Raw genomic sequence first — 25,541 nt, 5'->3', positions numbered from 1 at the left:
TTTCGAGGGCATAGGTTGACATGTTCAAAAACCGTGAGTGTCTGAGTAGATTGTATAGCTCCTGCTTAAGCGTAGGGTAAAAACTCACAGGTTATTGCAATTTTCCTGAAAACTCACAATCTTCAGAGGCGATAACAGTCCCAAAAAGCGAGTTTGGGAGTGGATTCATAAGTACCTGGCAGGTTCAGATGGAATTATTTAGCCAGCCAGGGACTTTTCTCCTGGAGAATGACAGAACCTTTTTTAATATTATCATCTTTTTCGTTATAATCATCTATATCACCCTTTTTTCCCTTAAATTCATATTTTTCATCACTTGGTATTATTTCTCTGGCTTATCAAAGTATTCTATTATTCAGGTTCATCTGGAGATTATATTCAAAAGTAGACAAAAGAAGTGTTTTAACTCTAATGCGTGAAGTCCTCTTCCTCGCCAGCTTCCATTGAGAATCGGCAGGTGGCGGGTGGGGGATGAAAGCTGTCAAGTTCAATATTCTTTAACAAAAATTATTTTTTTTAAACCCTATTACTCTCGGATGTTAAAAGCCTATAAATGCCAAGTCTACCCCAACAAAGATCAGAAAAGACTTATAAAAGTTCATTTTGGAGCTTGTAGATTTGTCTATAATTGGGCTTTAGAACAGAAGATTAAAACTTATGAACAATAAAATAAATCCATCTCACGGTTTGACTTACAACGAATTTTAGTTCATGAAGTAAAACCTGCTAATGCCTGGTTGAAAGAAGCTAATTCTCAAACTTTGCTGGCATGTTTAGTCAATGTAGAATCAGCTTTTACCAGGTTTTTCAGGGAAAAGAACGGATTTCCCAGGTTTAAATCTAAGAAAAATCCTGTTCAATCATGTCAAATGCCACAACATTATACAGTAGATTTTGAAAAGAGTCTTGTAAAACTATCCTGAAAATTGGACAGTTTGAACTCTCATCTAAACTTTGTAATGTTTGTGGGTATTATAACTCTAATCTGACTCTTGATGCTAGAGAATTGGAATGTCCTGATTGTAAAACAAAACATGATAAGGACATTAATGCTGCAATCAATATCAAAAAATTCTCACTTCAGGATCAAAATCTTATAGTTATTTGACACCTGCAGAACGCGGGGAAGGGCCTGGGGACTTGTTCTCAAAAGAGAAAGGAATGAACCAGGAAGCTTTTCCTTCGAAACTGGCCCGAAAGGCGAAGAATTAAGGGAGATGTAGTTCACAGTAGACAGGCAGAGTATCCTAAAAATAAATAATCAAAACAAAAATATTCATAAAGTTGTATAGAGAATAAAGGCAGAAAGCACAGGGACAGCAAAAACCAAAAGATCAAGAATAAGAACCTGAATTAGCTAAAAAAACTACAACTTTTTAAAAGAAAAAAAAGCAAAGGAAAATTTCCTCTGCTTTTGAGTCCTGAGACTCTCTGTAATTTTCTCCTTTTTATTTATGTCAGCTTGGTTACCGGGTGGTTTTCCAGATCTGCGATCTCGACACCAAGATCCTTTGCAGTTTCTCCAAGCATGATGTCTACCATTGCAACTGCTGGGAAAATCTGGTTGACATTCTCGATAGGCCCGTAAAGGAGGTAGTCAGAGCCTGCAATCTGTGCTACCAGATTGGTACCAATGTCTGCAGGCATGTAGATTGCCTTGGCGTCAGGCTGGGTCTTCTTGAACTTGCGGAGCCAGTCCCATGCTGAGGCCATGTTGTGGTATCCACCGCCGATTGGCAGCCCGAATTTTGCTTTCATTGTGGGTATCGAGCGGATAGTAGGGCCGGAACCTGCGCCAAGAGGCATTGCAGCGACGTCGATTAATGGATACTTAATTCCACATTCCTCTGAGATCTGAAGCATTCCTTTTGTTAATCCAGAACCACCGACTTCAAGAATGTCCATCTTTCCTTTTACGGTCGGGTCGGTTGCGTTGAAAGCAAGGACGATTGCAGCTTCTACATCGCTTTCTGTGAGGACATCAATTTCCTCCTGCTCAATACTTGCGTTAATCGAGTTGTGGATTGCCCTATCTGCAACACCGATTTCAGTACAGTACTGCGCGGCGGCTGCACGCACATTTCCGGCTGAGGAGTCAATCAGGAAAGGAGTCCTGTCGTCAATCTCAACGAACCAGTCAATATAGCGCTTGATTGATTCGGGGGTTTCTCCTACAATCTGATTTACGTAGGGGTTTCCAGTGGCATCGCTCAGTGAGACCTGGGTGTTCCAGAGGGTTTCTGCAGCAGCCCTGTCGAAGATACCCTTGTCTTCATCAGTCACAATCTTGTGCCTTGCATAGAACATAGTACTGACTAACACGGTTGGGAATTCACCCGGCTGTCCGCCGAATTTAACTCCACCGATTTCAAAAACTTCCTGTTTCTTGTCAAACTTGAACATTTTGATCCCTCACTTACATGAACATTGATGATACCACGGTATATATCAGGAAGAGCAGCAGGCCAATAAATCCGCCGTACAGAATTCCAATATCCCTTCCTACTTTCTTTCCGATTTTTTGTGCAACTTCACTGTTGACAAACTCAATCTTTTCATCTATCTTATCGAGCCTTTTCATTACTTCGTTAAATTCACCTGGCTCTACAAATGCTGCTGGTGCTTTTCCATCCATGTTATTTCACCTCTCACCAGAACAATAACGGGAGTACAATGACCATCAGCAGCGAAAAGAGGAAACCTGCTGCAAAGCCTATCATTCCGGTAGCTGCAACCCCGGAATCCAGCTTCTGGTTTCTTGCAATCAACTGTGCTCTATATCGAATACTCTCAACAGTAGCATCAATTGCGCCCATCTGAGGGGCAAGCATCATTGGGACGCCTTTATCGTATTCTTCTGCCACTTTCATTACCTCCCTAGCAGTAATAACCCAAGCAGGGATATGGTTACTGTCAACCCTATCATGGCACCTTCGATCTTTCCTGCGTGAACTCCTGAGTGGAACTTGTTCAAGTTTCCTATGTCCATCATGCGGGCTTCAATTGCCTTCAGTCTGCTGCGGATAACTGCAATTTCCCCAGAGACAGGCCTGACAGCACCGCCCTCTTCTTCTTCTTCGCCTTCTTCACTGATCTCCACGATCATAGGTTCTGCATCAAAAGCACCCGGGTCTTTTGAGGCGAGTTCTTTCACTTTGGAGGTGATGGCACCCATATCCTCAGTATCAAGAAGGTTGACAACATCAACCTGTTCCTGGAAACGAGCAATTGCGTCTTCATTCAGGTTTTCCACATATGGAATTGCACCCAATGCCCCTGAAATCCTGTTATCTTTTACACCGTTTGCGTGCAGGCTCATCACTGACTGCCCGGTAATGTGCCCTTTAACTTCAGAGCCAGTCACAAGCAGGTACCTGATGTTAGGGTTCGAGATAATGTGAGCAACTACCTTTTCAATACCGAGATTTTCGGTCTTACATGATCCGGTAACGGCTGCTCCTGCATCAAGAATTGGTTGTCCGGGAAGGTGTGACCCGCAGGTAATTACCAGTACACAGTTCTTGACATCGCCTACTTCATATTCTCCTTTCAGGATAGGCCATCCTGGGGCTGGTTCTTTCTTATCTGCCATTTTACACCACCCCTCTCATCAAACTTGCTATGTATATGACAAGGGCCAGTAGCCCGCTGAAGGCAAGCCCTATAATGACTCCGTAGAAAGTGTTTCCATAAAATCCTGCCATATAGGAGGTGTTCTCACGGCCTGGCCAGGAATTAAGGAGCGGATTGCTGGGTGAAAGGGAATTCACCAGGTCGTCTGCAATTGCATCCAGTTTGTCCACTCTCTCAAATACGGGCTCCATGGAATACTGAATCGAGTCTTTCCGTTCTTGTGTTATGGTTCCTGTTTCCGGATCCATAACTAAATTTAACTCGGGAGCTATTCTAATCATGCTCATTGTAGTTCCTCCGAACTAGGCAGCATACCACTTCCAACCACTGCGTATGCATCTCTCTTAATAAGTGCATAGTGCTTGCTGAAAGCGACATACCAGATGATAATGCCTATAAGCATGTTTAAGCCAGCAGCCATTAATCCTTCATGGAGTGAAGAGGCAAAGCCTGCAATTATTAATGCAATTGCTCCTTTTTCAACAGCAAGCATAAGGGTTCTGTCCTGTTTCTCATCAGGTCCCAAGCTAGCGTTGAAGGGGTGAAGGATTCCCATACCACCTATTATAAAGATCAGTGCAATGTATCCGTTTGCAACGACGTATTGGACAACTGAAGCAAAATCAAAGGATCCGGCAATAACAACGCTCAGCCCGAGGATTACAAGGGTGCCTGCACATGAAATCTCTACCATTGCCTTTTCCATTATGGGGATGCCCATTCCGATTACTTTGTTTGCAAGGGCACCAATAACGCCACCTATAATTGCTGCTACAACGATGGCTACTATAGGCCCTGCAGTGCCTCCTACTGAAAGCCCGAAGAGAGCTGCTAGAATACCCATACCAAGGGCAAGCATACCGATTGATGGGACACCTGTACCAAGTCCATAGCTTGCTACACGGCGAACCGCATCAGCACCCCAGACAGTTGCACAGATCGCTCCAAGACCTCCAAAGAAGGAATATGCTGGAGGTGCGAAGTTACCAAGGTAAATCCCGACAAGACCGCCGACGATACCTAAAGCCATTATTGTTTGTGGAGGATAGCCTCCCTTTGCTTCTCCTCCTGCTCCACCTGCAGACATTTTAAATACCTCCGAGCTGTGCGATTGCAACTACCGCCACGATAGCACACATTATTGATGCTACGAGAGAAGAAACTACCGCTTTTGGCCATTTTTTGAATTTTGGATCGTGGAACCCTTCAATTGTACCTCCTATGTTATAGGATGGAATTACAGCGTTCACGAAGAAAATGCCTATTGCAAATATTGCTGCAACTGCTACAAGCTCATGTCCTGTGACTGAATTGGTAACTCCGACCGCTTCCAGGCCTGCACTCATGCCCACTTCTATGAGTGAATAGTAAACAAGGGACCCTCCTATTCCACCAAGGCCACCGCCTATAATTCCACTCACATAACTTACTGTCGGAAGCCCGTGCCCTTCAGTACCCTGAGATACATAAAGGTCCTGCCTGTACTTTGTAATTGGGTCAACCTTTACTTTTGCGGAAGAAGGTACAACACCCACACCATAGACGTAGACAATGCTACCGACAATCATGGTCACAGCGATCATGATCATTGCTCCCACTGAGCCTGATGCGAGAATCAGCGGAAGGTTATCTGTTACGTTCATCATAAAGCCTGCACTAACAAGCCCTGTCAGACCGGCACCTGCTGCCAGCTGCACTGTACCGGTACCAATACCAGTTGCCTGAGCCATAGCTGCAGGTGCACCGCCCACAGGCACGAAGTGGACACTCCAGGAAATCAAAACGCCGCCTATTGTGATAAGAGCCATCCAGATGATATTTCCTAAGATAGCGTCAATCATGCTGAAGCCTCCTCAGTCTTATCTTCTTTATAAGGCCCATATGCTTTGCGGGCATAAACTTCCATCTTCCAGTTCCAGATAATTAAAATAAAGACAATAACAATGCCTGCAATAACAGAGAGCCATCCCAGGCCTTTTGCAGGATCAAAAATAGTGGTTATCCAGCTTCCAAGGAATACAGTCATACCAAAAGCAAGCCCTGTGACAGGACCTCCGAACTTGGCACAGAACCAGGAGTTATCGAACCCATCCCTAAGGCCGGATTCGGCATATCTTACAATGTTTCCTGAGTTTGAAGCGTTCAGACCTGAACCGAATTCAAACTGCTGGAACTCACGTTCTGCACCGTAGTGAACGTCGCCTGTTGACGATCCAATTGCACCTATCGTGATACCCCATATAAAAGCCAGCATAGTTAGCGGGAAGGGATGCCCGAGTACAACGGTCATCAAGTATGATACCACTAGAATACAGAAGGTTGTTATGAACGCATATCCCATAATTGGTGTGATGTGACTTCTTATCATATCAAGATAAATCGGCTGCTTGAACCGACTCTGACTGGCACATCTGCCCATTGTAGAAGTTACCGCAAAAGTAGCGTGCACGCATGCTGCAATAAGTGAACCAAATACCAGTGCAAAGAGTGGGGACATGGTAAACTCACTTATTAATACTGTTGCAACGGCTGCACCAATCGAACACATTAATGCATTTGATGGTGGTTCTCCCGATATCGCTTTGTTAAATATTCTGTGGGGAAACATCATTTGGGGAGCTAACTGCACCTGAGAGTTAGGGTTACTCTGCGAACCGATATCAGATTCCAGGTCCTCTGAGGCACCTGCAATGGTCGCAGCCACTCCAATAAGTGCAAGCACTCCCATGCTTATGAGTGGTTCCATTCATTTTCCTCCTTTGTATTATTACATGTAATAAGGTGGATTCAAAAAACGCTGTACATTTTTTTAAAATCGTCTGCCATATCATTACAAAGAAATATGATTATGACGCGCGTTAATTTTTTGATTAGAGAGGATCATTCATAAACCTTTCGAAATATGTAGGCTTTTAAAATATTATTATATGACTATATAATATATAATCAATTTTATAAGACAGATTGCGCAGGTAAAAACAAGCAAAATTTCATATTTATATAAATAAAAAAATTCTACTCTTTTCAATATAATATAAAGATTCCGATTGTAACTAATGAATTTTTGAATTCATTTTTTAAAATATAATTACTAATTTTATATTAATAAGCATTCTTGATGTGGTTTTTATGCTATTAGTTTTTATAAAATGGAAAATTTATTAACTTTCTCGTTTATTTGAGAAAAAAATAATGTATGTTTTCTGTATCACACACAGAAACTTATTTAACACTGTTTGCACCTACAATTAAAATATATTTTTCATAAGAAACTATATATTTATTATAATATCTATTTATAAATATAATATAGTTGTTCGATGGGTAACAGTTATTTATATATAAATATGTTGGCTGGATTTTTTATATTAATGAGGTAAAAAACTGTTTGGATGCGATTTAAGAGAAAATTACTGTATATTTCAATTTTGCCTATTAAGGAATTAATTATTTTAGAAATTTGGCATTTGGGATATGGATAATAATTTTAACTCACAAATTTGATTTCGGCAGACATTAGAGAAGGATTTTTATATTTAGTTTCCTTGCATAATGTGTGATTTTAGGAGCCTCTTCTTTTGCCGGCCACCCTGAAGATTTAAAGGAATATGTCGAGTCCATAGAACTGTATATCCCCAAGCTTGGGATTTACAATGGTTCGACACTTGAAATTGAAAAGCTTGACCTAATACTCGATGAAATCTCGACATATGATTTTGCAGTTACAGTTCATGCCCCTTACTCTGCTGGAGACTCGAAATATCCTTCAGCTCTCCAGGTTGATACTGCAAGAATGCGCGAGAGGGAATTTATCCTTATGGAAGAATCAATCTCGCTTGCAAGTCGGATCGGAGCCCCCGTTGTGGTGTTACATCCGGGCAGGATTGGACCTGATAGGGAAAAATCTTATTTCTCTATGGTTAAAAACCTCAAAAAGCTTTCATCCTTAGCTGAAAATTATGGAGTTACTCTGGGCCTTGAAAACAAGGAAGGTACAGACCCCTCGAACTTTTGCTGTGAGGCCGAAGAGCTTTCCAGGACTATAGAAGCTGTGAATTCTGAACACCTGAAAGCCACCTTTGATATCGGACACGCAAACCTTACCTGCGGAGGAGATCCTGACAAACTCAGGGAGTTTGTTTGGACCTTGCAGAAATATATCATTCATCTTCACCTGCATGATAATAGTGGGCAATGGACAGAAAAATACGACGGAGACGAGCATATGGCTCCCGGAGAAGGTTGCGTGGACTTTTCAGTCCTGAAGTTGCTTTCGGGATATAGAGGTGTCTATAATTTTGAGGTATTCTCTCTTGAAGATCTTCTTTTTGGAAAAAAGACTCTTGAGAATGCTTTCAAGCTATAAGAAAGGATAAATTGTAAAAAAAGGAAGCAAGGGTCCGATCAGGAACCTTAGCTCATATAAGTTCTGAATAACTTAGATGTAGTCAAGTTTTACATTTTTCTGACCAAACACTTTTTTCAACTCTTCATAGGCCGTGAAAAGTTCTCTCTTCTGCGTTCCCAGGGTTTCAAGCCTGGGCTCTGCTTTAAGCCAGATATCCCTTTCTCCGGTTCCCCTTGTAACTGCAACACAAGCAAGCATATCTCCATGAGTCAACCTGTAGACTGAATCAATCCCTGTAGGAGTTACCCACGCAGGAGACATTGTTTTAAGGTTTTCAGTCACTTCTTGCCAGCTAAGATTTCCGGAAGTATGGAGATTGAGCTGGAGGTGAGCACGTTCTCCTGTAACTTTTTCATTAAGATTTTTAAGGAAAGCGCTATATTCAGGGTCTTTCTCATTGATTTTTTTCGTTTCGGAGAGAGAAAGTTCTTTGGCTTCCTCTTCAAAGAAAGGTGCAAGATTAACCTTGCTTGAGGGTTTTGTCATTAGTGAAACTCCAAAGAAAGCAATTGCACTCAGAGACATTCCCACAATAACTCCGTGGCCCATGAGAATGGGGTGAACACTTTCCAGATAACTAGCGGCAAGAGGAGGTGTATTTATAAGGTCCAGAGCCACAAGAGACACCTGAACAATAAACCCGATTACCATGCCTGCAAACGCTCCTTCCTTGGTAGCTCGCTTCCAGTACAGGCCTCCCATTAGTGGGAAGAAATAAGAAGAACTCGCAATGAAAGTTGCAATTTGAATGGCATCAAGAATATTGGGAATGATGAATGAACCTGCTGTTGCAGCGAGTATGATAAACAGTACACTGGCCCTGTTTACCAGCATCATTTCCTTCATTGTAGCGTCTGGCTTTATATACCTCTGGTAAATATCCCTTGAAATACAGGAAGCACCTGATGTTGAAAAAGTGTCTGTACAGGACATGGAAGCTGCTGCAAGCCCGATTGCACTGAAGGCTACTACTACCGGTGCTGAGGCGAAACGCTCACTGACAAAGGACAGGAGCGCAGGCTCTGCAGAGGCCATTCCTGCTGGATAGCCCATTCCTGCTATTTCAGGGTATATATTGTTTAGAGCTATTGCAATCACAGCGCAGACTGCAAAGATCACAGTGATCATGAGAGCGCCAAGTACCATTCCTACACTAGCAGATTTTTCATCTTTTGCAGACCAGATTTTCTGCCAGGGGTCTTGTTCTGTAATCCAGCCCGGAATTAAGGCAAAGGAAAAAATTAAAACCATGGGAAGGCCGATTGAGAAGGGGTTCCACCAGTCTCCAGATACATTTCCGAAAAGCTGTGAAACGCTTATTGCAGAAGTGTTGAGGCCTCCATCAGCGACTGTTCCTACTGTGGCAAAAGCCATTACTATTGCAAAAAGAGCAAGGAATGAAAACTGGATAGTGTCTGTCCAGATAACTGCATACAACCCTCCGAGAGTTACGTAAAGAGAAACCGCAATTGCAACAATAGCTGCGGCATAGAGAGGATCAACACCATAAAAAGTTTGTAGCACAAGGGAAAGCCCTGTAATATCGGATACTGAAAAAAGAATCATTACAACAGTTATGATCAGGGCAATTGGCAATCGGACTATACTGCCATAACGTTGTTCCAGAAGTTCAGGCTGGGTGATTGCAGGCAAATTTTTGATTTTCTTCACAAGCACAGCAAGGAATAGGAGGGAAATGATGTTTGGAGCTACAAAAGCCCATATAGAGCCCATTCCCTGAAGCATATAATAACCTATTACTGCAAGAATTCCTCCCGCTGTCAGCCAGGACGCTGCAGCTGAAAATCCAAGGGCGGAAGGCCCTATCCTGCGGCCAGCAAGCCAGAAGTCTGTAATGGATTTCTGTCTACTATTGAAGTACCAGCCAATAGCCACAAGTCCAGCTATATAGACTGTGAGCATTACAAGGAAAATACTATAACCATTCATAAAGAAACCTTCAAAAATATTAGTTAGTGTTTGAGAGTCACTCGTTTTATAGAAATTTTCAGGATATTATTCTTTCAGGATATTATTCAACTTTTAAGACATAGGATCTTATAATATTGACATCGTATTGACACAATAAACTAATAAACTTTTACTATTATTATAATATATATTTAGTTTTTTACTGTCTGAGGAACTCTTTTTTTCACCTGCACAAATTAACTTGAATTAAAATCACATTTATTATTCTTATTAGTATTTTCTTGTTTGTATTTTTTTATTTGTACTTGTCTTGCTTGTAGTTTTTATTTGTATATATTTAACCATCAGTTTTTATTTTTTATTTTTTGAAGATATGTTCAGTCTATTTTGTGATTTCCATTATTAATCAGCGTGTGTTTATTGAATAAAGGGTTATTATAGCCCCAAAGCCATTTTTGCAAAAAGTAGTTATACATCCTCAAAAATATGGCATTTGTTATGTCCAAAATCATATAACCATGAGAGGTAAAACCAGAGTATTCAGGTAGATGGCAGTTCTCATAATGATGCTTGCTTTTGCCGGCATTATCTGCGTTGGTGGTCAGGGCTAGAACAAAATAACAAACTCAACGGAAAATACCTCTGGAAATGTTTCTGTTGGGGAAGTGAAGTTCTGGTAGTTTTCCATGCAGGAATTTGGGCAAACCTTTTGAAGAACTTGAAACCTAGTTCTAAGCCCAGAATTTTGAGGTCGATTTCCAGCGAGAAATTGCGGGAAGCACATAGAATTTAAAAGATTACTTGCTTTAATCGGTTGACAACTGGATAGCTAGCTTCGGAATGTTTGAGGATATGTTAAACGGAAGGGTTATCTCTGCGTATGTGGATTTTTAAGAATTGAAACTGGAGAGATAATTTATTCATGCTTCATGGAATATTGAAGCAGGGAGTTAGGTATATGCCTTTCTTAGTCCTGAGAACATAGTTTTAAGTAAAACTTCTGCACAATCCAGCATCAGAAACTCTCTACAGGGCAGAGTTACCGAATTCTATATGCTGGAAACTCTTGTTAGGGGAAGGTTGATTGCGGCGTTTTTCTTAATGCCCTCATAACCCGGCAATCAACAAAGGAAATGGGTATTCTCCATGGAGTTCCGGTATATGCCCAATTCAGGGCAAGTTCTGTCTATGTGCTCCGTGTAAAAGGTGAAATTTGTGAAAGCAAGAACAAAGGTCTGGTTTACAGAAGACGGAAAGACCGTCATGGGTGCTGGAAGAGCTACATTACTAAAGACAATAGAAGAAGAGCACTCGCTTCGGAAAGCCTGTAAGAAGCTTGGGATATCATATAAACAAGCCTGGATAGTACTTAAAAAAATGAATGAAGCTCTTGGCGAACCTGCAGTCCTCACAGTACGAGGGGGAAAAAATCAGGGTACTTTCCTGACCGACCTCGGAAGAAAATTGTTGGCTGAGTACGAAGCCAGTAAGCAGCTTATTAGTGAAACCATCGGAGATGAAACAGCCTGGGAAAATGTAAGCTTCAAATTATCAGCTAGAAACCAGCTACCTGGTAAAGTGCTGGAAGTGAAAAAAAACGGGCTTGTATCTAAAATTACGATTGAAATGGAACCCTCAGTTATAACCTCAGTAGTCACTGAAGAAGCTGTAGAAAAACTTGATATCAAACCCGGAGACAGGGTTTACGCGGTCATTAAATCTACCGAGGTAATGGTTGCAAAAATTGTCGGTGAAAAAGAACCTACAAAAATCGATTCAAAGGAGACAGATCGCTCCGACTGAAAATTATAACCCAATTTAACAGAAGCATACATTTTCCAATACATGGACGGAAATTATATTTTCTATCATTTCTCTACTTGTCGCAATTTATAATTTTATGGTATGTTTTTGGATTTTTAGTATTGAGTTCATCCCAAAACTTGAAATTTGCTTCTTGAGCCTTGTATTTTGAATAATCAATCAAGTTCATGATCATGAAAACAATTCTGAAAATTCCTAACGATTAGGAGTAAAGTGGCTTTTGGGATAGGCTCATTCTTTATTTTCTCAAAGATTTGTGTCGGCGCAATGAATATCTTTTTGGTATTTAGTTTACACCTCTTAGTCCTGAATTCTGATTTATTTACTCAAAGGCTTCCAGTTAACAGAAATTTCAGCTTTGCTTTTCATTATAGGGTCCTCTTAAACTCACTCTCAAACTAGAGGTTATTACTTATTTGTTCCATTTATTAAGGTTATTAGTAGTTCCCCTCAAAAAAGTACATTCAATTTTTCGTCTGAATTTTAATTAATGTCATAAAAAATCGTAAATTTTATTGAGAAGGATTTTCAATCCTTCTCTGGTGATTATTACGAAACCTCCACTTATACCACTAAATGAAGATTTCAAATGGCAATTGTTGTCCGAAATATTAAATGTTTTTGATTTGAGATTCTGTAAGCAAACTCTTACAAGGAGGGGCATTGTGCCCCTCCACAGATCAGTACCTACTATAAAAATTGTTCTTCTAAGCATGTTTTTTTCTTGTGAAATCTCTTATGCTATAAAGGAATTAAAAGAAAGAGAAATCTTGAGAAACTTTTTAAAAATCAGTTTAGTACCAACTGAAAAGGAAGTTTATGGCATTCTTAGTAAGTATGAACCCCAAGAGTTTACTGCTTTTGTTTTTGAAATATTGAATGATTTATGCCCTAAGAGAAAAAATGGATCAAGAGACATTATTATTGATAGTACTGACATAAACCTTAACCTGAACTGGCACGCTAAAAAGATTACCAAAGAAAGCCTAAAAAACAAAGAATACAAGTGGGGCCATTCAACCCATAGAGGTTTCTTCATTGGCATGAAACTTACTCTTGCACTTGATTCTCAAACATTAAAACCTTTAGCGTTTCTGATTAATGAAGCAAATGTAGCAGAACCTAAAATTTATCCTGAAATACTTAAAGAACTTAAAAGAAAGAGAATAATAAAAGCAGGTGACGTTATCTATGCTGATAGAGGATACTATTCCTATGAAAACTACGTTATATCTGTAAGAAATTTTAAGGTAGTACCTTTAATTTTTCCAAGGAAAAACTGTAATTTTAAGAAACTTTTCAATATGTTTAGATATCCTCTGAAAATATTTGATTTAAGAAGAAATACTGAAAAAGAAATTAAATTCTACAAAGAAATAATTGCAAAGTTTAAAGAGTTAATAAGCAAATGGAAAGAACTCAGATCTGTAAGGTCAATTATAGAAGATGTATTCAAAATAGCGAAGAAAGCATACTCTATGGAGAATTTACACAGATATACAAGGAGTTCTGTCCAAAAATACTGTTCTTTAGCTGTACTTTTAGTAGGGGCAACTGTAAATTACGGTATTAATGAAAGGAAGGAATTGCAAGCCTTCTCTGAATGAAGAAATTAAGAGGGGACTATTTTCATTACAGAAGACCAGGATCGGAACTCTTGAGCCTCTTACTACTTTTCTGTATGTGACAGAATCAAATTAATTCAGTTATACAATAGACTACAATAGACTACAATAGACTACAATAGACTAATTCAGTTATACAATAGATTAAAACTTTAAATAATATATTAAAACTTTAAATTATAATCATTGTTTTACAACTGAGGTAAAAGTTCAAAAGTAATAAAACTGCACGAAAAATTACATGAGTATATTTCCAAAAATAGAGGGTTGTAGCCTTTAAAAAGGCTACGTGCATACTTTATTTTACCTTTTGCTTCAATCCTGTTTCTTTCTCCTGAGCATTACAAAGCATGCAGCTAGAGCCATTGTAATGCCTGTCCCAAGCTCAAATCCCGGAAGAGAGTTTTTTGCCTCCAGAACTTCGGTATTGACCTTGACAGTATCCGAAGTCTGGTCATGCCCATCAGAATCCTCGTAGAAAATCTCGCTGCTTATAGAGTATGGCTTTGCAGTTGCAGTTTCATCTACACCCATATCGAAAACAGCAACTTCACTGTCTCCGGTTTTCAGAGTTCCAAGATAAGCCTGGTCATCAGTGGTACTGAAGGGATCAGATGCGCTAATTCTAACGGTTGCATCTTTTGCGGTTTCTTCTCCTGTGTTTTTATATGTAACGTAAAGCATCCCACCGTCATCGGGGTAAAGGTCACCTGTTACGTTTGTAACTTCAAAATAAGGTTCCTTCTTGACTTCGATGTTTATGGTCTGCGTCTGGGTCTTATTTTCATACCAGATACCTACTTCCTTATTTGTTACGAGGCCTGTAACACTGTCAAAATCGTCTCCGCCGACCTGGACATTATTCTGGTACTGATACGAAATGTCGAGGGTCAGAGGATATATACCTGCAGGAGTATCTTTATTAATCTCAATTGTAAACTTTGTGGGACTTGCACTTTCTTTTCCCTGCTTGAGAGTTCCAGCTTCTTGAGGTCCAGACTTAACTTTAATGTTAGGACTATCAGATCTAAGGGTTGCAAGAATGCCTATTGCTGTCGTAGCCTGCGCTTCATACTGCATCTCTGACTGCTGTAGCATCTCATCTGCATAATCTCCAATATCTGCATCTTTTTCAGATTTAAAGCCGGAAATTTCACCCTTATTCATCATATTTAGATTGAGAGTTACAGTATCTCCTCTAGAGTACTGATTGTCCCCAACAAGTGTTGCATTAAGGTCAGGCCCTCCGTATACTGAGTAGTAATTTTCACTAATATCAAAATGTTCTGGTACAGCTGCCTGCGCTGGGAAGACTGCCCAGCAAAGGATCAGAAGAGTTGTGACAGTAATAAATAATCCATTTTTATTATTCATTTTCATCACCTGATACATTCTCGTCATTCTGGTTTCTTTTCCGGTGTACGCTTACTATCTGGTAAAGGGCGATAACTATAATCAGTAAAATTGCTATTCCTGTTATGCTGAATTTTTGTTCTGTTGCTTTAAGAGGTAAGTCTACTTTCATACTTTCTGAAAATTTAGTATCTCCGTCATTATCAAAATATTTTATTTCACTATTGACTCCATACTTTTTTACATTGGCATCCTGATCGGCCTTAATTTCAAAACTGGCAGTCTTTTCTTCTCCCGGTCCAATATCCCCTAATCTTACTGTAGATTTTTCAGTGCTCAGAGGGCTCATCACAATCATCCGGGCAAAAGCGTCTTTTGCCACGGTTTCTCTTGTGTTTTTATAAGTAACATTAACAACCTTACTTTCACCCTGAACCAGGTTGCCAGAGACATTGGTTACTTCGAATTTAGGTTCACTTTTTATGGAAATTGGTATTTTGAGAGTCTCTGTTTTCGTTTTGTACTCTCTTGCATAGTCTACATCCGTAATCCCGAGATTTATTGCATCCGCAGTTACAGTTCGGACATTTGCCTGGTATTGATAGGTCACTGGCAAAAGAAGTTCATAATTTCCAGCAGGTGCATTGCCATCAACTTTTACTGTATAACTAAGAAGTGCCATATGCCCGGTTTCAAGTTCTTCAACATTCTGGTAATTGCCTGTCGATTCTACTTCAATGTACTTCGTTTCTGATTGGAGAACAGCTTCTATGTCTTTTGCTGTCGTACATTCTTTTTCTTCTCCCATCTCTTCCAGTGCAATTGTTTCTTCAATGGAATCATTTATTCTTTTCTGATTTGCGTTTAACCTCTTAAAACCAGATACAGCTCCGGCATTTGCGATTTTGATCTTCAGATCTGCAGTTTCTCCCCTTTCAAGCTCGGGATCTCCTGTAATTGACGCCTGTATTACTGGCGACCCGTAACTTTTGTAGTAATCCACAGTATACCCATGATCTAGAGCAATGAAGTTGGTTTCATCACCTTCCCCGAGAACTGGGAGTGCAGTCACTGATACTATTAATAGAATTAACGCAAACGTAGTAATTTTCGTAATCATGCTTTGCCTTAATTTTGTTATGGGCACTCGTATCATATCTCGGCCCCCTGTATTTGCTTTTTTGTCTCTTCCTGTTTTTCTGCTTTCCTAGCTCCTTTTCTTTTATCGCGCCAGGTATCAAAAGTAATCATAAGCGGAGGGAAGACTACAAAGGTTGCCAGGAGAGCCAGCAAGACATCGATAACTGTAACTGTACCGAAGTCGGTTATTATGGGGAAAGGAGAAGCCAGCAGGGCCATAAACCCGAATACTGTCGTGGCTCCTGAAGCAACAATTGCACTTCCTATTTTGGAACTGGTCATCAGAATAGCTTCTAAAGGACTTGCACCTTTCTCCTTTTCTTCAAAGTAACGTTCCATCATGAGGATAGCGTATTCCGACCCTACTCCCAGTATAAGAGCTCCCAGGGTTGCTGTGAGAGGAGTATAGCTAATATTGAGAAGGCTCATTACTCCGCCTGACCATCCAATAACTATTAACATTGGGATTATAGGAACCAGGGCTTTCACCCAGTCTTTGTATACAATAAGAAGCCCTGCAAGCACGAGAATCAGACCAAGGAAAGTCATTGCTATTCTTCCGCTGGTAAGAGCAGAGATAACCTCTATATACACAACCGAGTTTCCAGTAATCGTGACAGCGGTGCCTGGTGGAGCCGGCATCCACTGCATATCCTGCTTGACAATGTTCCTGAGTTCTTCAATACCTGTTACCTTTATGTCCGCAACCGCATTCCCTATGTCGAAGTTCAGGAGAAGCATATTATTCCCGTATATATAGCGGTCTTTCTGTGACTCAGGAATTTCAGAGTAAATATCCTTTATTTCCTGGCTGGTATCGGGAATTACTCCTCCATTGTATTCCTTTACAAGATCTACAATGCTCGAAGAGCCGTAAATGTGGCTATTGGACTCCGCTTCATGTTCGGAAAACTGGTCAATCCACTTAAGGACATCTGGATTAGCTACATCCTTAACCTTGATGATAAGGTTTAATTCATCGCCATTGCCCATGATGTTTCCCATATGGTGGAGATCCACGAGTGCAGGCATGTCCTGAGGCACAAAGGTTTCAACATCAGTCTGAATAGGCACAGACCTGTCGAGGTAAAGACCGCCAAAGCAGAGCAAGAGTGCAACTCCCAGTACGACAATGTCATACTTGATAGTTAGTTTTGTGGTTTTCTGGAGTATCCTTCCTATAAGGCGACCACTTTCTTCTCCATCCTCAGACTTTTTCTTCTTTTCCGGATTTGCGGATTTTATCTTACTGGCTACCTTCCTCAGGGGGTTTTTATCCGAGTATTTGTCAAATAAAGAAATTGTAATAACCCCTACGAAGATAGAGGATAAGTAACACATTAAAATGCCTATCATGAGCAATTTACCAAAATCCCGGATCATTGGTACCGTAGATGTAAAAAGAGAGATAAATCCAAGGGCTGTCATCGCCAGAGCTGTGAGGACTGCAGGTCCAGTATGCTTTACGGTTTCTATAACTGCTGTTTTTTTGTTTCCTTTTTCCTGCAGTTCCTCCTCAAGTCGGTTATGGAACTGAATAGCATAGTCAATTCCTAAGCCTATAAGGATAGGGAATGCAGCCATGGAAACCATGGACATTGGAATTCCTACATAACCCATAGCCCCGAAGGTATAAACAATACCAAGAAGAACTATCGGCAGAGGAAGAAGACACCAACGAACGTGCCTGAACACTATAAGCAGTACAATAACCATGAAAACCGCTGAAAGTCCTAGAAGCACTCCCATACTGGAATTCATCTCATTGTTCATGGAAACCATGAATGCTGGATCGCCAGTAACAATGATGTTGTAAGAAGGTGGAAAATCCGCCAACGAAACAGCTTCTTGAGTGGAAACAAGGATATCTTCCTGATTATCTTCACTAGCTGAACCGGCCATGACTACCGAAATTACCATATGAGTATTGTCAGGAATAAGCTGGCCGAAAATATCAGGGTTTCCATCCACAATGGTTTTTATTTCTTTATCGGTATCAGGGATTTCAGATTTCCCTGTCATCTTATAATTGATCTGTTTGGTCAGTGAAGCGGGGCTTGTAGTTTCAATTACCCCATTGGTTGCCTGAACCTGATGTTCTAACCTGTCTACAGCTTTCATCACGTCAGCAGTTTCTACATCGTTGCCCTCTACCATTACCACAACAGATTGTGTCTGGAATATTTTTTGATAAAGGTGATCATAATCCTGGTAGAGAGGAGAGTCTTTTCCGACAAAGGTTTCTGTTCCTGATTCCATCTCAATGAGTTGCGCTCCCTGCGTTGCTATAACTATACACAGTAAAGCTATCAGGAGTACGGAAAAACGGTTATTCTGAATAAAAAGTCCCAGTTTTTCAAAAAATTTAGTGATAGTGGATTCCCCTCATAGTTTTTAATATGAAATGCAATTTAAGGAACTTGGTGCACGTCTCGAACTTGCCTTTTTTCTCTGGGCTGAAGGCTTATTATCTAAGATTTGCATGCATTTTAATAATACTTGCCTTTTTTCTCTCTGAACTGAATACTTATTATTTAAACTTTGTATATAGTTTAATAATACTTGCCTTTTTTTCTCTCTGAGCTGAAGGCTTATTATCTAATATTTGCATATATTTAATAATTATACTATTTTGAGGCAAATATTCAGTGACTTAGATCTTTTGACGTATACAGACAGAAAAGATTTAAATTTATTGTTACATTAGGGGTAACAGATGGTATTACAAACTAATCCTCAGTTAATTCATAATCTTGAAAAACTAGGGCTAACCGAAAATGAAGCAAAAGCATATATTGGGCTCGTTAGTTTGAGAGAGGCTACAGCCCGCGAAATTCATGAACTTACAAATGTGCCAAGAGCCAAAATATATGAAATCCTTAAAGTACTTGCGAAAAAAGGCTATCTGGAAGTGAGACAGGGATCTCCAACGTATTTCCGAGCAGTTGATCCTAAGAAGGTAATCGGAGAGATAAAAAACGAATTCCTAAACTGTGCACTCGAGACACTTGGCCAGCTCAATGAATTGAGTTATGAACTTCCAAAAACTTCTCCTATATGGTACATCCAGAGTGATTGGGGAATAAAGAACCGGATACGTGAAATCATGGCCGGAGTAAAAGACGAATTAATTATTTTTTCGTCCAGCCCTGAGTTACTCAAGGAATTTAAGCAGGAAATTAAAAAACTAGAAAAAACTTGTAATCTAATTCTTATCGTTGATGAACTGGATAGTTTCAGTTCACTTCCTTTTGAGTTCAAAGAAACTAATCAAGAGTTTACGGATTTCATGAATAACATTGTAATTGATGGCATCCAGTATAAAGAAGAATTTTTTCTGATTGCCGATGGAAAGGAATCAATAGGGGTTCACAGCGCAGGAAACAAAAGAGAAGCAGTGATAATCAAACTGCCGATTGTCTCTTATATGCAGAAACTGATCTATGAGAAGTGCTTGAACCAGGTTTTGTCAAATAAGGCAGTAACCAGCAATCAGTAAGAATTCCCTAATTTTCTCAATATCTCTTAATGCTTCTGTGAATACTAACATAAAGCAGGAATTTGCTAGCTTTTTAAAGGTTATTTTTCTCTTTGAAAATAGAATAAACTCTTTTGGGCACTATTAATATAATCAGAAAACAATCCTTCTATAAATATAATCGTGAAATAATCTTTCTCTTTCTCATTAAACTCAGTTACGGAAGTCCACAGGTGTATGAAATGAACCGAGTAAAGATTGGAAATGTTACAATTCAGTGGTTGGGTCACTCTGGCTTTTTACTTGAAGGGGATGAAAAGAAAATTTATATTGACCCCTACGACCTCAGCGAAGAGCCAGCTTTTGAAGATAAAGCTGATATCCTGTTGATTACTCATGAGCACTTTGACCACTGCAGCCCTGATGATATCCGAAAGGTTCGGCGGTCGGACTCAACCACTCTGATACCTGAAAGTTTATCCCTGCAATTCAAAGGGGACGCAAGGCGGGTTGCTGAGGGAGATGTGCTGGCCGACGGGCTTGAAATAAAGGGAACCAGAATTGAAGTAGTTCCGGCTTATAACCTCGATAAACCCTATCATCCCCATGGATTGGGAGTGGGGTATATAGTAGAACTTGGAGGAATCCGGATCTATCATGCCGGAGACTGCGATTTTATTCCTGAAATGAAAAATATCAGGGTCGATGTCGCCCTTTTGCCTATAGGGGGTACGTATACAATGGATGAAGAGGAAGCAGCAAGTGCAGCCGCAGCAATTTCCCCAAAAGATGTAATTCCGATGCACTACGGAAAGCCAGACATAACAGGTGGAGATCCCGAAAAGTTTAAAGCTCTTGTACACGGCAAAAACCCAGATATTAATGTGATTATTCTTGATTCCTGATTTTGATTTTTAAAGAAGCTTAAAATCAAGGTCTGAGACAAAAATGCAGGATCAATCTACCCATGTCTAGAATAGCAAGAAAACAGCAGAAAAACCTGATACAGGCAATTGCAATCCAGCGAATGTGGCGGCTTTTTGAGCTTGCAAAAAGCGAATATGCAGAACACCCTGACCGTAGCGAGCGTTACGTGCAGCTTATCAGAAACATTTCTATGAGAAACCGTATGAGTATTCCGAGAGAAATTAAAAACAGAATTTGCAAACATTGCTATGCTTTTCTCGTACCCGGGAATAACGCCCGTTACAGGTTAAAGGACGGATATATCGTTGTTTCTTGCCAGCGCTGCGGAAAAGAGATGAGGTATCCGTATAAAAAGTTAAAATAAAGGTTAGCTGAGCTTATTTAAGTTTCTGAAAGCCCAGATAAAAGGATTCTCAGGTATCTGGGGCTTTTTTGACTTCTCAGGATTTTGCAAAATCCTTTTTTCTCTGTTAACGTTTCTTGATTAACGTTTCTCTACTAACGTTCTCTATTAAGAAGCAATATAAAATTTAAGCTTTAGCAGAGCTCTCCGGCCCGCGCATCTTCTTTATGGCTAAAGCTATCTGTTTTGCAATAACGGTTTTCGGACCATTATCATCCACGAGCACTCTCCCGCTTACTTCCCACCAGGACTTGGGATATGCTTTATGAGGCTCTACTTCGGGATTCAGGCCAAGTTGTCGGGCTGCTTCTTTTATCTCATTAAGCTGCGGTTCCTTTATAGCATTTTTCCGGGAAATTATTCTGCCGCTGCTCCTTGACTTTGTCTGGTCGAGATATACCGGCCAGATTACAAGTTTTCCCCTATCTCTCATCATCATGGTTATCTTTGTCCTAAATTGCTTTCATGAAATTTAAAACTGCCCCGGAGACCTCTACAGACCAGGACTTTTTCCTGTTTATGAAAATTTATATTATATTGAATCTATAACCTGTAATTATTTATCTTTCCTGGACAAGTTCTGCATGGTGTTAATATGATTCCGTCTTTTACAATTGATGAAAAGGTAAGAGCTTATATAAGAAAGAGTGGGCAGGATTTCAGGCTCTGCACCTCTCCTAGGGGTCCTGTGCTTCTTCCAATCGGTACAGCCGAGTCCAAGCCATCAGACCTTAAAATCCTTATTGGTAGCAATATTCTTTATGTTTCCAAGCTTCAAGCAAAGTATATAAAGAAAGTTGACTGGCCTATGGTAGAAAGGTTCCTGAATTCTTCCGGAGAGTTCAATATCTGAATTTTGTTACCTGCCGGGCCGACTACTTTTATATAATAAAGTGATCTTTATGTCATACTTCGTAGAGATGTCTATCCGTGTTGTTTATTAAGAAGAGAGAGCATATGGTAATGTTAACCTGTTCCATACCCTGTACAGGCTTTTCCTCGAAAGCGAGGAAAATTGCCGCCGACTGAAAAGAGACCGCTTTGAGCTCAAGGGGGAATTTGTCTGTGAAAATGAGAACAAAAATCGTGTTTATGCTCCTTGCCCTGATGGTGGTCTTTTTATCGGGTTGTATGGAGCAAAAAAAGGAAATTGTCATAGATAAGCCTGGTAATATCTCTAGCTATGAATTTGATATTTTTCAGAATGAGTCGAGCAATCAGACTCTTGCAAATACCACTACCTACTACATGATGGAAAACGATACAAAAATACAAGTTGTCAATATGGTAGTAAATACCAGCAAGCTTGAGATTTATCCTCCCGACACACTGGATGGTGGTGTAGAGGAGAGTCCTATTCAAGATTTTGTACAGCTTGTGGTCCCGGCAAACCAGACCGTAGCGGACCCGCAAACATTTCAAGAACTTTTCAGCAAAAATGAAACTTCGGCTATTAATTATACTCTAACCCAGGAAGTCACCCAGGGTATAAAAGTTATAAATCTGGAGTTCAAGGAACCTGTTACAGGTTTTATCGCGTATACGCTAAGGTCTTCTGGAGATCGGAGTTTTACATTTGTTAAACCCGATTCCGAATTCATCCGCGTGATACTTCCAGAAGGATATGTTACGGGCAACAGGGTATTTGGGATAGCAAGGCCTGAACCTTCGAGTGTAACCTATGATGAAAAAGGAAGGCAAACTCTCCTGTGGATTTCCTCGAAGATGGGAGAACGGGAAGAAACTATTCAGGTGAAATACTATACCCAGTCAGCACCCCTGCTATTCTCAGCCGCAATTATAGCCCTGCTCTGTGGAGTTGGACTTGTACTTTTACATTATGCCAGAAGTAAAAAGGAACTTGAGGCTGTTAGAGGAATTCTCGATCTAGAAAAAGAATATGAGAGGAAACAGCGAAAAAGAAAATAATCTGGGAAATATTTTCCCTCCAGATTTTATTCATGAATAGTAACTCTTTTTTTGAAGTTAATAAATTATTTATGGCAGTTTGTTGTATTTTCTTATTGATGAAAATCTGGGGAAAAATCCGGAATAAACAATTATTTTCATCAGAAACAGTATCTGATGCCGTAACTCCTATTATAGGTTCTCTTCTTATGTTGATTGTTCTGGTCGCACTTGCAGGCGTGGCTGCTATCAGTTTTTCCAATATTGCCAATGAAGGCAAAAGCACTCAACCGCTGATGGCAAGGATTTTAGTTGAATCGTGCGAGGGAGGACTTTCGCCTAATAATTATGATGAGGATGAGAAAGAGGATAAAAAGAGAGCCCGTTTTCAAGAAAATAAGATTGTGCTTGTACACGAGGGAGGTGATTCCCTGCCCTTAGATTCTATCTCGATAAAGATATTCGGGTATGGAAATTCCTACAGGCCTGTGTTTGGACAGGATTTTCTTACAGGAAATATTTCCCTTCTCTACTTGGATTTGAGTCCCAGAGGAAAGAACAACAAATACTATGCTGATAAAAACAAAGCCACTCTTGAAGACAACTCATGGAATGTAGGGGAAAGACTTGTTCTCTGTGGACAGGATAGTGCAGAAGGGGCTACAAAATCCAGCGTAAAAGTTAGTGTGGATGGGGACAGTGACACCTCCGATAATTACGGCTTTAAAGCAGGCTCTGAAATTACCCTTAAGGTTATTGACACAAAAAGCAGCAATGTCATTGCTGAACAGAGAGCTATAGTAAAGCATTATGAAGGCTAAAATTAAAGAGAAGACTCTTCTCTTTTAGAAGATTTCTTATTAATTTTAAGTAATTTCCATTGCCGAATTGTTTTTCCGCAGATCAAATGATACTGGTAGTTGAAAGATACTTATTCTCGGTAAATTCTCTGTTTTTTAAAATTATATGAATTTTAAGGCTTCCAGTATGGATTAATCCTCACATTAAAGGTTATATTTCAAATTATATGCCCTATAAAGCTTTTTTTATAAATCTAATTTTTATAATTTCTCTACGCATGTAAGTATGTATATATTTTTTCCAGCTAATTCAAGGCATGTCAACCGTTAATGGTTGGCAGGAAAATTAGAAGACAATAAAACAATGGGACTTATGCTATTGAACTGAGAAAACAGTAGCAGGAATTTTCTATCATTTATACCAAAGTATATCTGACAGATTTATTTGCGCTTTATTTTGAACCTCATATGCATGAGTTCCTTATAGATATGAAACAAAATTGTATCAAAATATATTAAAAATAAATTAAAATATATTAAAAACGAATTAAAATATATTAAAAAACCTTACTAAAACCTATTATATATTATACTAAAGTATATTAATTTATTAAATTAAAAACAAAAGTAGGATAGTACTATGGGAAAACAAACACTTGACGGAATAAAAAAGCTCATGTGTATGTTTACACTGGTCTTTTTTGTAATGTCATTGACAGTTGCATCAGTAAGTGCAGGGTCAAATGATACATATAAAGTAGAGAAGGCAAAGTTAGATACAGAAAAGGCTAAATTGGAAAAAGAAAAAATATTAATATTGAAAGAGAAGGCTCAGTGTGAAAAAGAAAAACAGATGTGGGAAGCACAGAAGAAGAAATTGAGCACAAAAAATAAAACTGACAAAGAGTATCAGAACTGGCTCAAGAATTATAATAACTTTTTAACCAAATATAACAAATGTCTAAACAAATATAAAACATGGGAAACAAAATACAATAACTGTTTAAAGAACTACAAGGTTCTGGAACAAAAATATAAGAAATAAAAGCGGTGAAAACTAGCTATAAAATAAAGTGAAAACTAGCTATAAAATAAAGTGAAAACTAGCTATAAAATAAAGTGAAAACTAGCTATAAAATAAAAATATAAAAGGTGGCTATAAAAGACAGTGTGCCAATTTTCTGTAAAATCATAAGTTTCTAGAAGTTGCTGGATAGAAGATTTTATACGTGCAGATAAATTTCATCCATAGCGTACAAAAACTTAATTTGAATTTACAGCAAACTTGCGACACTGCCAGGTAATTTCCTTACAGGATTTACGCGCTTGAGGGACAAATAAAAGCATGCATTGATCTATCAAGGATATTTATATTCAGGCAGTTCAATGCTTCATACTATTGATTTCTCAGTTCAGGTGCGTAATTCCTGTCTAAATATAAGCTCCTTTATTATAAATATATTCACACTTTTCCACCATATTCTGCTACGCACATATTACTGGAATTGTATTTTCTAGTGCTTCGATTCTCAAATAAATACATAATAAGAAAACAATTACAGCTTATAAAGTAAATATTATTTTAAAGTCATATGGAATTCTGTAACATGGAAAATATAGCCAGTTGCAGAGTGATTCAATCTGGATATTACAACCACGGAAAACACGGAAGAACCACGCCTTTACTACTTATTTCCGTGTCTTCCGTGCTTTCAGTGGTTTTCAAAAAATTCATTTTATACATACTTTGGAATCAATGTTAGGATACCGTTCGTTTTGGATTTGGAAAACGCAAGCTTTTTTCTATAGAATTTGTTCTCAGTATCTCTATTTGCCTATTCAGATCTGAGAAAGTCAAGTTAGAGTCCGGCTCTTTCAATCAGTAGATCTGCCACATATTTTGCGTCTTTCAACGGAAAATCCTTTTCAGTAATCAGGTTTTCTGCCTCTCTTGCAGTAACTTCAACATCACCAATTCTGCCTGTGGTGTCAAGCCCTTCAGGCAAGGAATCAATCAACTCATCCATTGTGTTTATGGGGAATTTTGCATCTTTAAGAATTTCAATGATCTGTTCGTAAACTTCTTCCTTTATGCCCATCTATTGCCTCC

24 protein-coding genes and 1 pseudogene are annotated in these 25,541 nt (G+C 39.3%); 11 read left to right on the top strand and 14 right to left on the bottom strand.

Going from position 1 to position 25,541, the window contains the following annotated elements:
* Nucleotides 1-536: 536 nt before the first annotated feature.
* A pseudogene (locus MSBRW_RS21540) lies at nucleotides 537-1,108 on the top strand (helix-turn-helix domain-containing protein).
* A 344-nt stretch (nucleotides 1,109-1,452) separates the two neighbouring features.
* Here the strand turns inward: MSBRW_RS21540 and mtrH are convergent.
* From mtrH to mtrE, 8 genes are read right to left on the bottom strand one after another with little or no spacing between them, the layout of a single operon-like run.
* Entirely contained in the window at nucleotides 1,453-2,403 is a 951-nt protein-coding gene (gene mtrH / locus MSBRW_RS18555; protein WP_011306265.1) for a tetrahydromethanopterin S-methyltransferase subunit H, read from the bottom strand.
* 13 nt (nucleotides 2,404-2,416) lie between these two features.
* Complete coding sequence (mtrG, locus tag MSBRW_RS18550) at nucleotides 2,417-2,635, bottom strand: tetrahydromethanopterin S-methyltransferase subunit MtrG (protein WP_011306266.1); 219 nt, start codon at nucleotides 2,633-2,635, stop codon at nucleotides 2,417-2,419.
* A 13-nt stretch (nucleotides 2,636-2,648) separates the two neighbouring features.
* Nucleotides 2,649-2,870: a tetrahydromethanopterin S-methyltransferase subunit F gene (locus MSBRW_RS18545; RefSeq protein WP_011306267.1), complete on the bottom strand. Its 222-nt coding sequence runs from the start codon at nucleotides 2,868-2,870 to the stop codon at nucleotides 2,649-2,651.
* The gene (gene mtrA, locus MSBRW_RS18540; RefSeq protein ID WP_011306268.1) at nucleotides 2,870-3,592 is read right to left on the bottom strand and encodes a tetrahydromethanopterin S-methyltransferase subunit A; all 723 of its coding nucleotides are present in this window, start codon (nucleotides 3,590-3,592) and stop codon (nucleotides 2,870-2,872) included. Before mtrA ends, MSBRW_RS18545 begins: the two co-directional genes overlap by 1 nt.
* 1 nt (nucleotide 3,593) lies before the next feature.
* A complete protein-coding gene (locus MSBRW_RS18535) occupies nucleotides 3,594-3,920 on the bottom strand; it encodes a tetrahydromethanopterin S-methyltransferase subunit B (protein WP_011306269.1) in 327 nt (108 codons plus the stop codon).
* A complete protein-coding gene (gene mtrC / locus MSBRW_RS18530) occupies nucleotides 3,917-4,720 on the bottom strand; it encodes a tetrahydromethanopterin S-methyltransferase subunit MtrC (protein WP_011306270.1) in 804 nt (267 codons plus the stop codon). The genes MSBRW_RS18535 and mtrC overlap by 4 nt, the downstream gene beginning before the upstream one ends.
* A gap of 1 nt (nucleotide 4,721) precedes the next feature.
* Complete coding sequence (gene mtrD / locus MSBRW_RS18525; RefSeq protein ID WP_011306271.1) at nucleotides 4,722-5,474, bottom strand: tetrahydromethanopterin S-methyltransferase subunit D; 753 nt, start codon at nucleotides 5,472-5,474, stop codon at nucleotides 4,722-4,724.
* Nucleotides 5,471-6,379: a tetrahydromethanopterin S-methyltransferase subunit E gene (gene mtrE / locus MSBRW_RS18520; protein WP_011306272.1), complete on the bottom strand. Its 909-nt coding sequence runs from the start codon at nucleotides 6,377-6,379 to the stop codon at nucleotides 5,471-5,473. Before mtrE ends, mtrD begins: the two co-directional genes overlap by 4 nt.
* A gap of 810 nt (nucleotides 6,380-7,189) precedes the next feature.
* Here mtrE and MSBRW_RS18515 point away from each other — a divergent pair.
* Complete coding sequence (locus MSBRW_RS18515; protein WP_011306273.1) at nucleotides 7,190-7,999, top strand: sugar phosphate isomerase/epimerase family protein; 810 nt, start codon at nucleotides 7,190-7,192, stop codon at nucleotides 7,997-7,999.
* A gap of 72 nt (nucleotides 8,000-8,071) precedes the next feature.
* Here the strand turns inward: MSBRW_RS18515 and MSBRW_RS18510 are convergent, their stop codons facing one another.
* Entirely contained in the window at nucleotides 8,072-9,991 is a 1,920-nt protein-coding gene (locus MSBRW_RS18510) for a sodium:solute symporter family protein (protein ID WP_011306274.1), read from the bottom strand.
* Nucleotides 9,992-11,188: 1,197 nt separating this feature from the next.
* Here MSBRW_RS18510 and MSBRW_RS18505 point away from each other — a divergent pair.
* On the top strand, nucleotides 11,189-11,776 hold the full coding sequence (locus MSBRW_RS18505; protein WP_011306275.1) for a TOBE domain-containing protein: 588 nt from the start codon (nucleotides 11,189-11,191) through the stop codon (nucleotides 11,774-11,776).
* Between the two features lie 563 nt (nucleotides 11,777-12,339).
* Nucleotides 12,340-13,404 carry an IS5-like element ISMba15 family transposase gene (locus MSBRW_RS18500; RefSeq protein WP_011306276.1) on the top strand — a complete coding sequence of 355 codons (1,065 nt, stop codon included), beginning with the start codon at nucleotides 12,340-12,342 and terminating at the stop codon, nucleotides 13,402-13,404.
* 333 nt (nucleotides 13,405-13,737) lie between these two features.
* Here MSBRW_RS18500 and MSBRW_RS18495 read toward each other — a convergent pair whose 3' ends face one another.
* Genes MSBRW_RS18495 through MSBRW_RS18485 form a run of 3 tightly spaced genes read right to left on the bottom strand, consistent with a single transcriptional unit; the run spans nucleotide 13,738 to nucleotide 18,288 of the window.
* Nucleotides 13,738-14,796 (bottom strand): COG1361 S-layer family protein, encoded by a 1,059-nt coding sequence (locus tag MSBRW_RS18495; RefSeq protein WP_011306277.1) that lies wholly within the window; start codon nucleotides 14,794-14,796, stop codon nucleotides 13,738-13,740.
* A complete protein-coding gene (locus MSBRW_RS18490) occupies nucleotides 14,789-15,931 on the bottom strand; it encodes a COG1361 S-layer family protein (RefSeq protein WP_011306278.1) in 1,143 nt (380 codons plus the stop codon). The genes MSBRW_RS18495 and MSBRW_RS18490 overlap by 8 nt, the downstream gene beginning before the upstream one ends.
* Nucleotides 15,928-18,288, bottom strand: coding sequence for a hydrophobe/amphiphile efflux-3 (HAE3) family transporter (locus tag MSBRW_RS18485; protein ID WP_085983080.1), 2,361 nt, complete (start codon nucleotides 18,286-18,288; stop codon nucleotides 15,928-15,930). The genes MSBRW_RS18490 and MSBRW_RS18485 overlap by 4 nt, the downstream gene beginning before the upstream one ends.
* Nucleotides 18,289-18,631: 343 nt before the next feature.
* On the opposite strand from MSBRW_RS18485, the gene MSBRW_RS18480 reads away from it, so the two are divergent.
* The 3 genes from MSBRW_RS18480 to MSBRW_RS18470 all read left to right on the top strand — a co-directional run bounded on the left by MSBRW_RS18480 (nucleotide 18,632) and on the right by MSBRW_RS18470 (nucleotide 20,684).
* The gene (locus tag MSBRW_RS18480; RefSeq protein WP_011306280.1) at nucleotides 18,632-19,414 is read left to right on the top strand and encodes a TrmB family transcriptional regulator; all 783 of its coding nucleotides are present in this window, start codon (nucleotides 18,632-18,634) and stop codon (nucleotides 19,412-19,414) included.
* Nucleotides 19,415-19,635: 221 nt separating this feature from the next.
* Complete coding sequence (locus tag MSBRW_RS18475; protein WP_011306281.1) at nucleotides 19,636-20,298, top strand: MBL fold metallo-hydrolase; 663 nt, start codon at nucleotides 19,636-19,638, stop codon at nucleotides 20,296-20,298.
* Between the two features lie 62 nt (nucleotides 20,299-20,360).
* On the top strand, nucleotides 20,361-20,684 hold the full coding sequence (locus tag MSBRW_RS18470; RefSeq protein ID WP_011306282.1) for a ribonuclease P protein component 4: 324 nt from the start codon (nucleotides 20,361-20,363) through the stop codon (nucleotides 20,682-20,684).
* A gap of 166 nt (nucleotides 20,685-20,850) precedes the next feature.
* On the opposite strand, the gene MSBRW_RS18465 is transcribed toward MSBRW_RS18470, so the two are convergent.
* A complete protein-coding gene (locus tag MSBRW_RS18465; protein ID WP_048103219.1) occupies nucleotides 20,851-21,156 on the bottom strand; it encodes a signal recognition particle protein Srp19 in 306 nt (101 codons plus the stop codon).
* Between the two features lie 162 nt (nucleotides 21,157-21,318).
* On the opposite strand from MSBRW_RS18465, the gene MSBRW_RS18460 reads away from it, so the two are divergent.
* The 4 genes from MSBRW_RS18460 (at nucleotide 21,319) to MSBRW_RS18445 (ending at nucleotide 24,476) form a co-directional block, all read left to right on the top strand.
* A complete protein-coding gene (locus MSBRW_RS18460; RefSeq protein ID WP_011306284.1) occupies nucleotides 21,319-21,576 on the top strand; it encodes a hypothetical protein in 258 nt (85 codons plus the stop codon).
* A gap of 218 nt (nucleotides 21,577-21,794) precedes the next feature.
* Nucleotides 21,795-22,652 carry a DUF5803 family protein gene (locus MSBRW_RS18455; protein ID WP_230670173.1) on the top strand — a complete coding sequence of 286 codons (858 nt, stop codon included), beginning with the start codon at nucleotides 21,795-21,797 and terminating at the stop codon, nucleotides 22,650-22,652.
* Nucleotides 22,653-22,723: 71 nt separating this feature from the next.
* Nucleotides 22,724-23,452, top strand: a complete 729-nt coding sequence (locus MSBRW_RS18450; RefSeq protein ID WP_230669860.1) for a type IV pilin domain-containing protein — start codon at nucleotides 22,724-22,726, stop codon at nucleotides 23,450-23,452.
* A 619-nt stretch (nucleotides 23,453-24,071) separates the two neighbouring features.
* The gene (locus MSBRW_RS18445; RefSeq protein WP_011306287.1) at nucleotides 24,072-24,476 is read left to right on the top strand and encodes a hypothetical protein; all 405 of its coding nucleotides are present in this window, start codon (nucleotides 24,072-24,074) and stop codon (nucleotides 24,474-24,476) included.
* A gap of 814 nt (nucleotides 24,477-25,290) precedes the next feature.
* On the opposite strand, the gene MSBRW_RS18440 is transcribed toward MSBRW_RS18445, so the two are convergent.
* A complete protein-coding gene (locus MSBRW_RS18440; RefSeq protein WP_011306288.1) occupies nucleotides 25,291-25,530 on the bottom strand; it encodes an MTH865 family protein in 240 nt (79 codons plus the stop codon).
* Nucleotides 25,531-25,541 lie beyond the last annotated feature (11 nt).

The sequence above is a fragment of the Methanosarcina barkeri str. Wiesmoor genome, assembly GCF_000969985.1.
In the GTDB taxonomy this organism is placed as follows: domain Archaea; phylum Halobacteriota; class Methanosarcinia; order Methanosarcinales; family Methanosarcinaceae; genus Methanosarcina; species Methanosarcina barkeri_B.
Note: the sequence above shows the minus strand (reverse complement) of the source record. Positions and strands in the feature narration are given on the sequence as shown.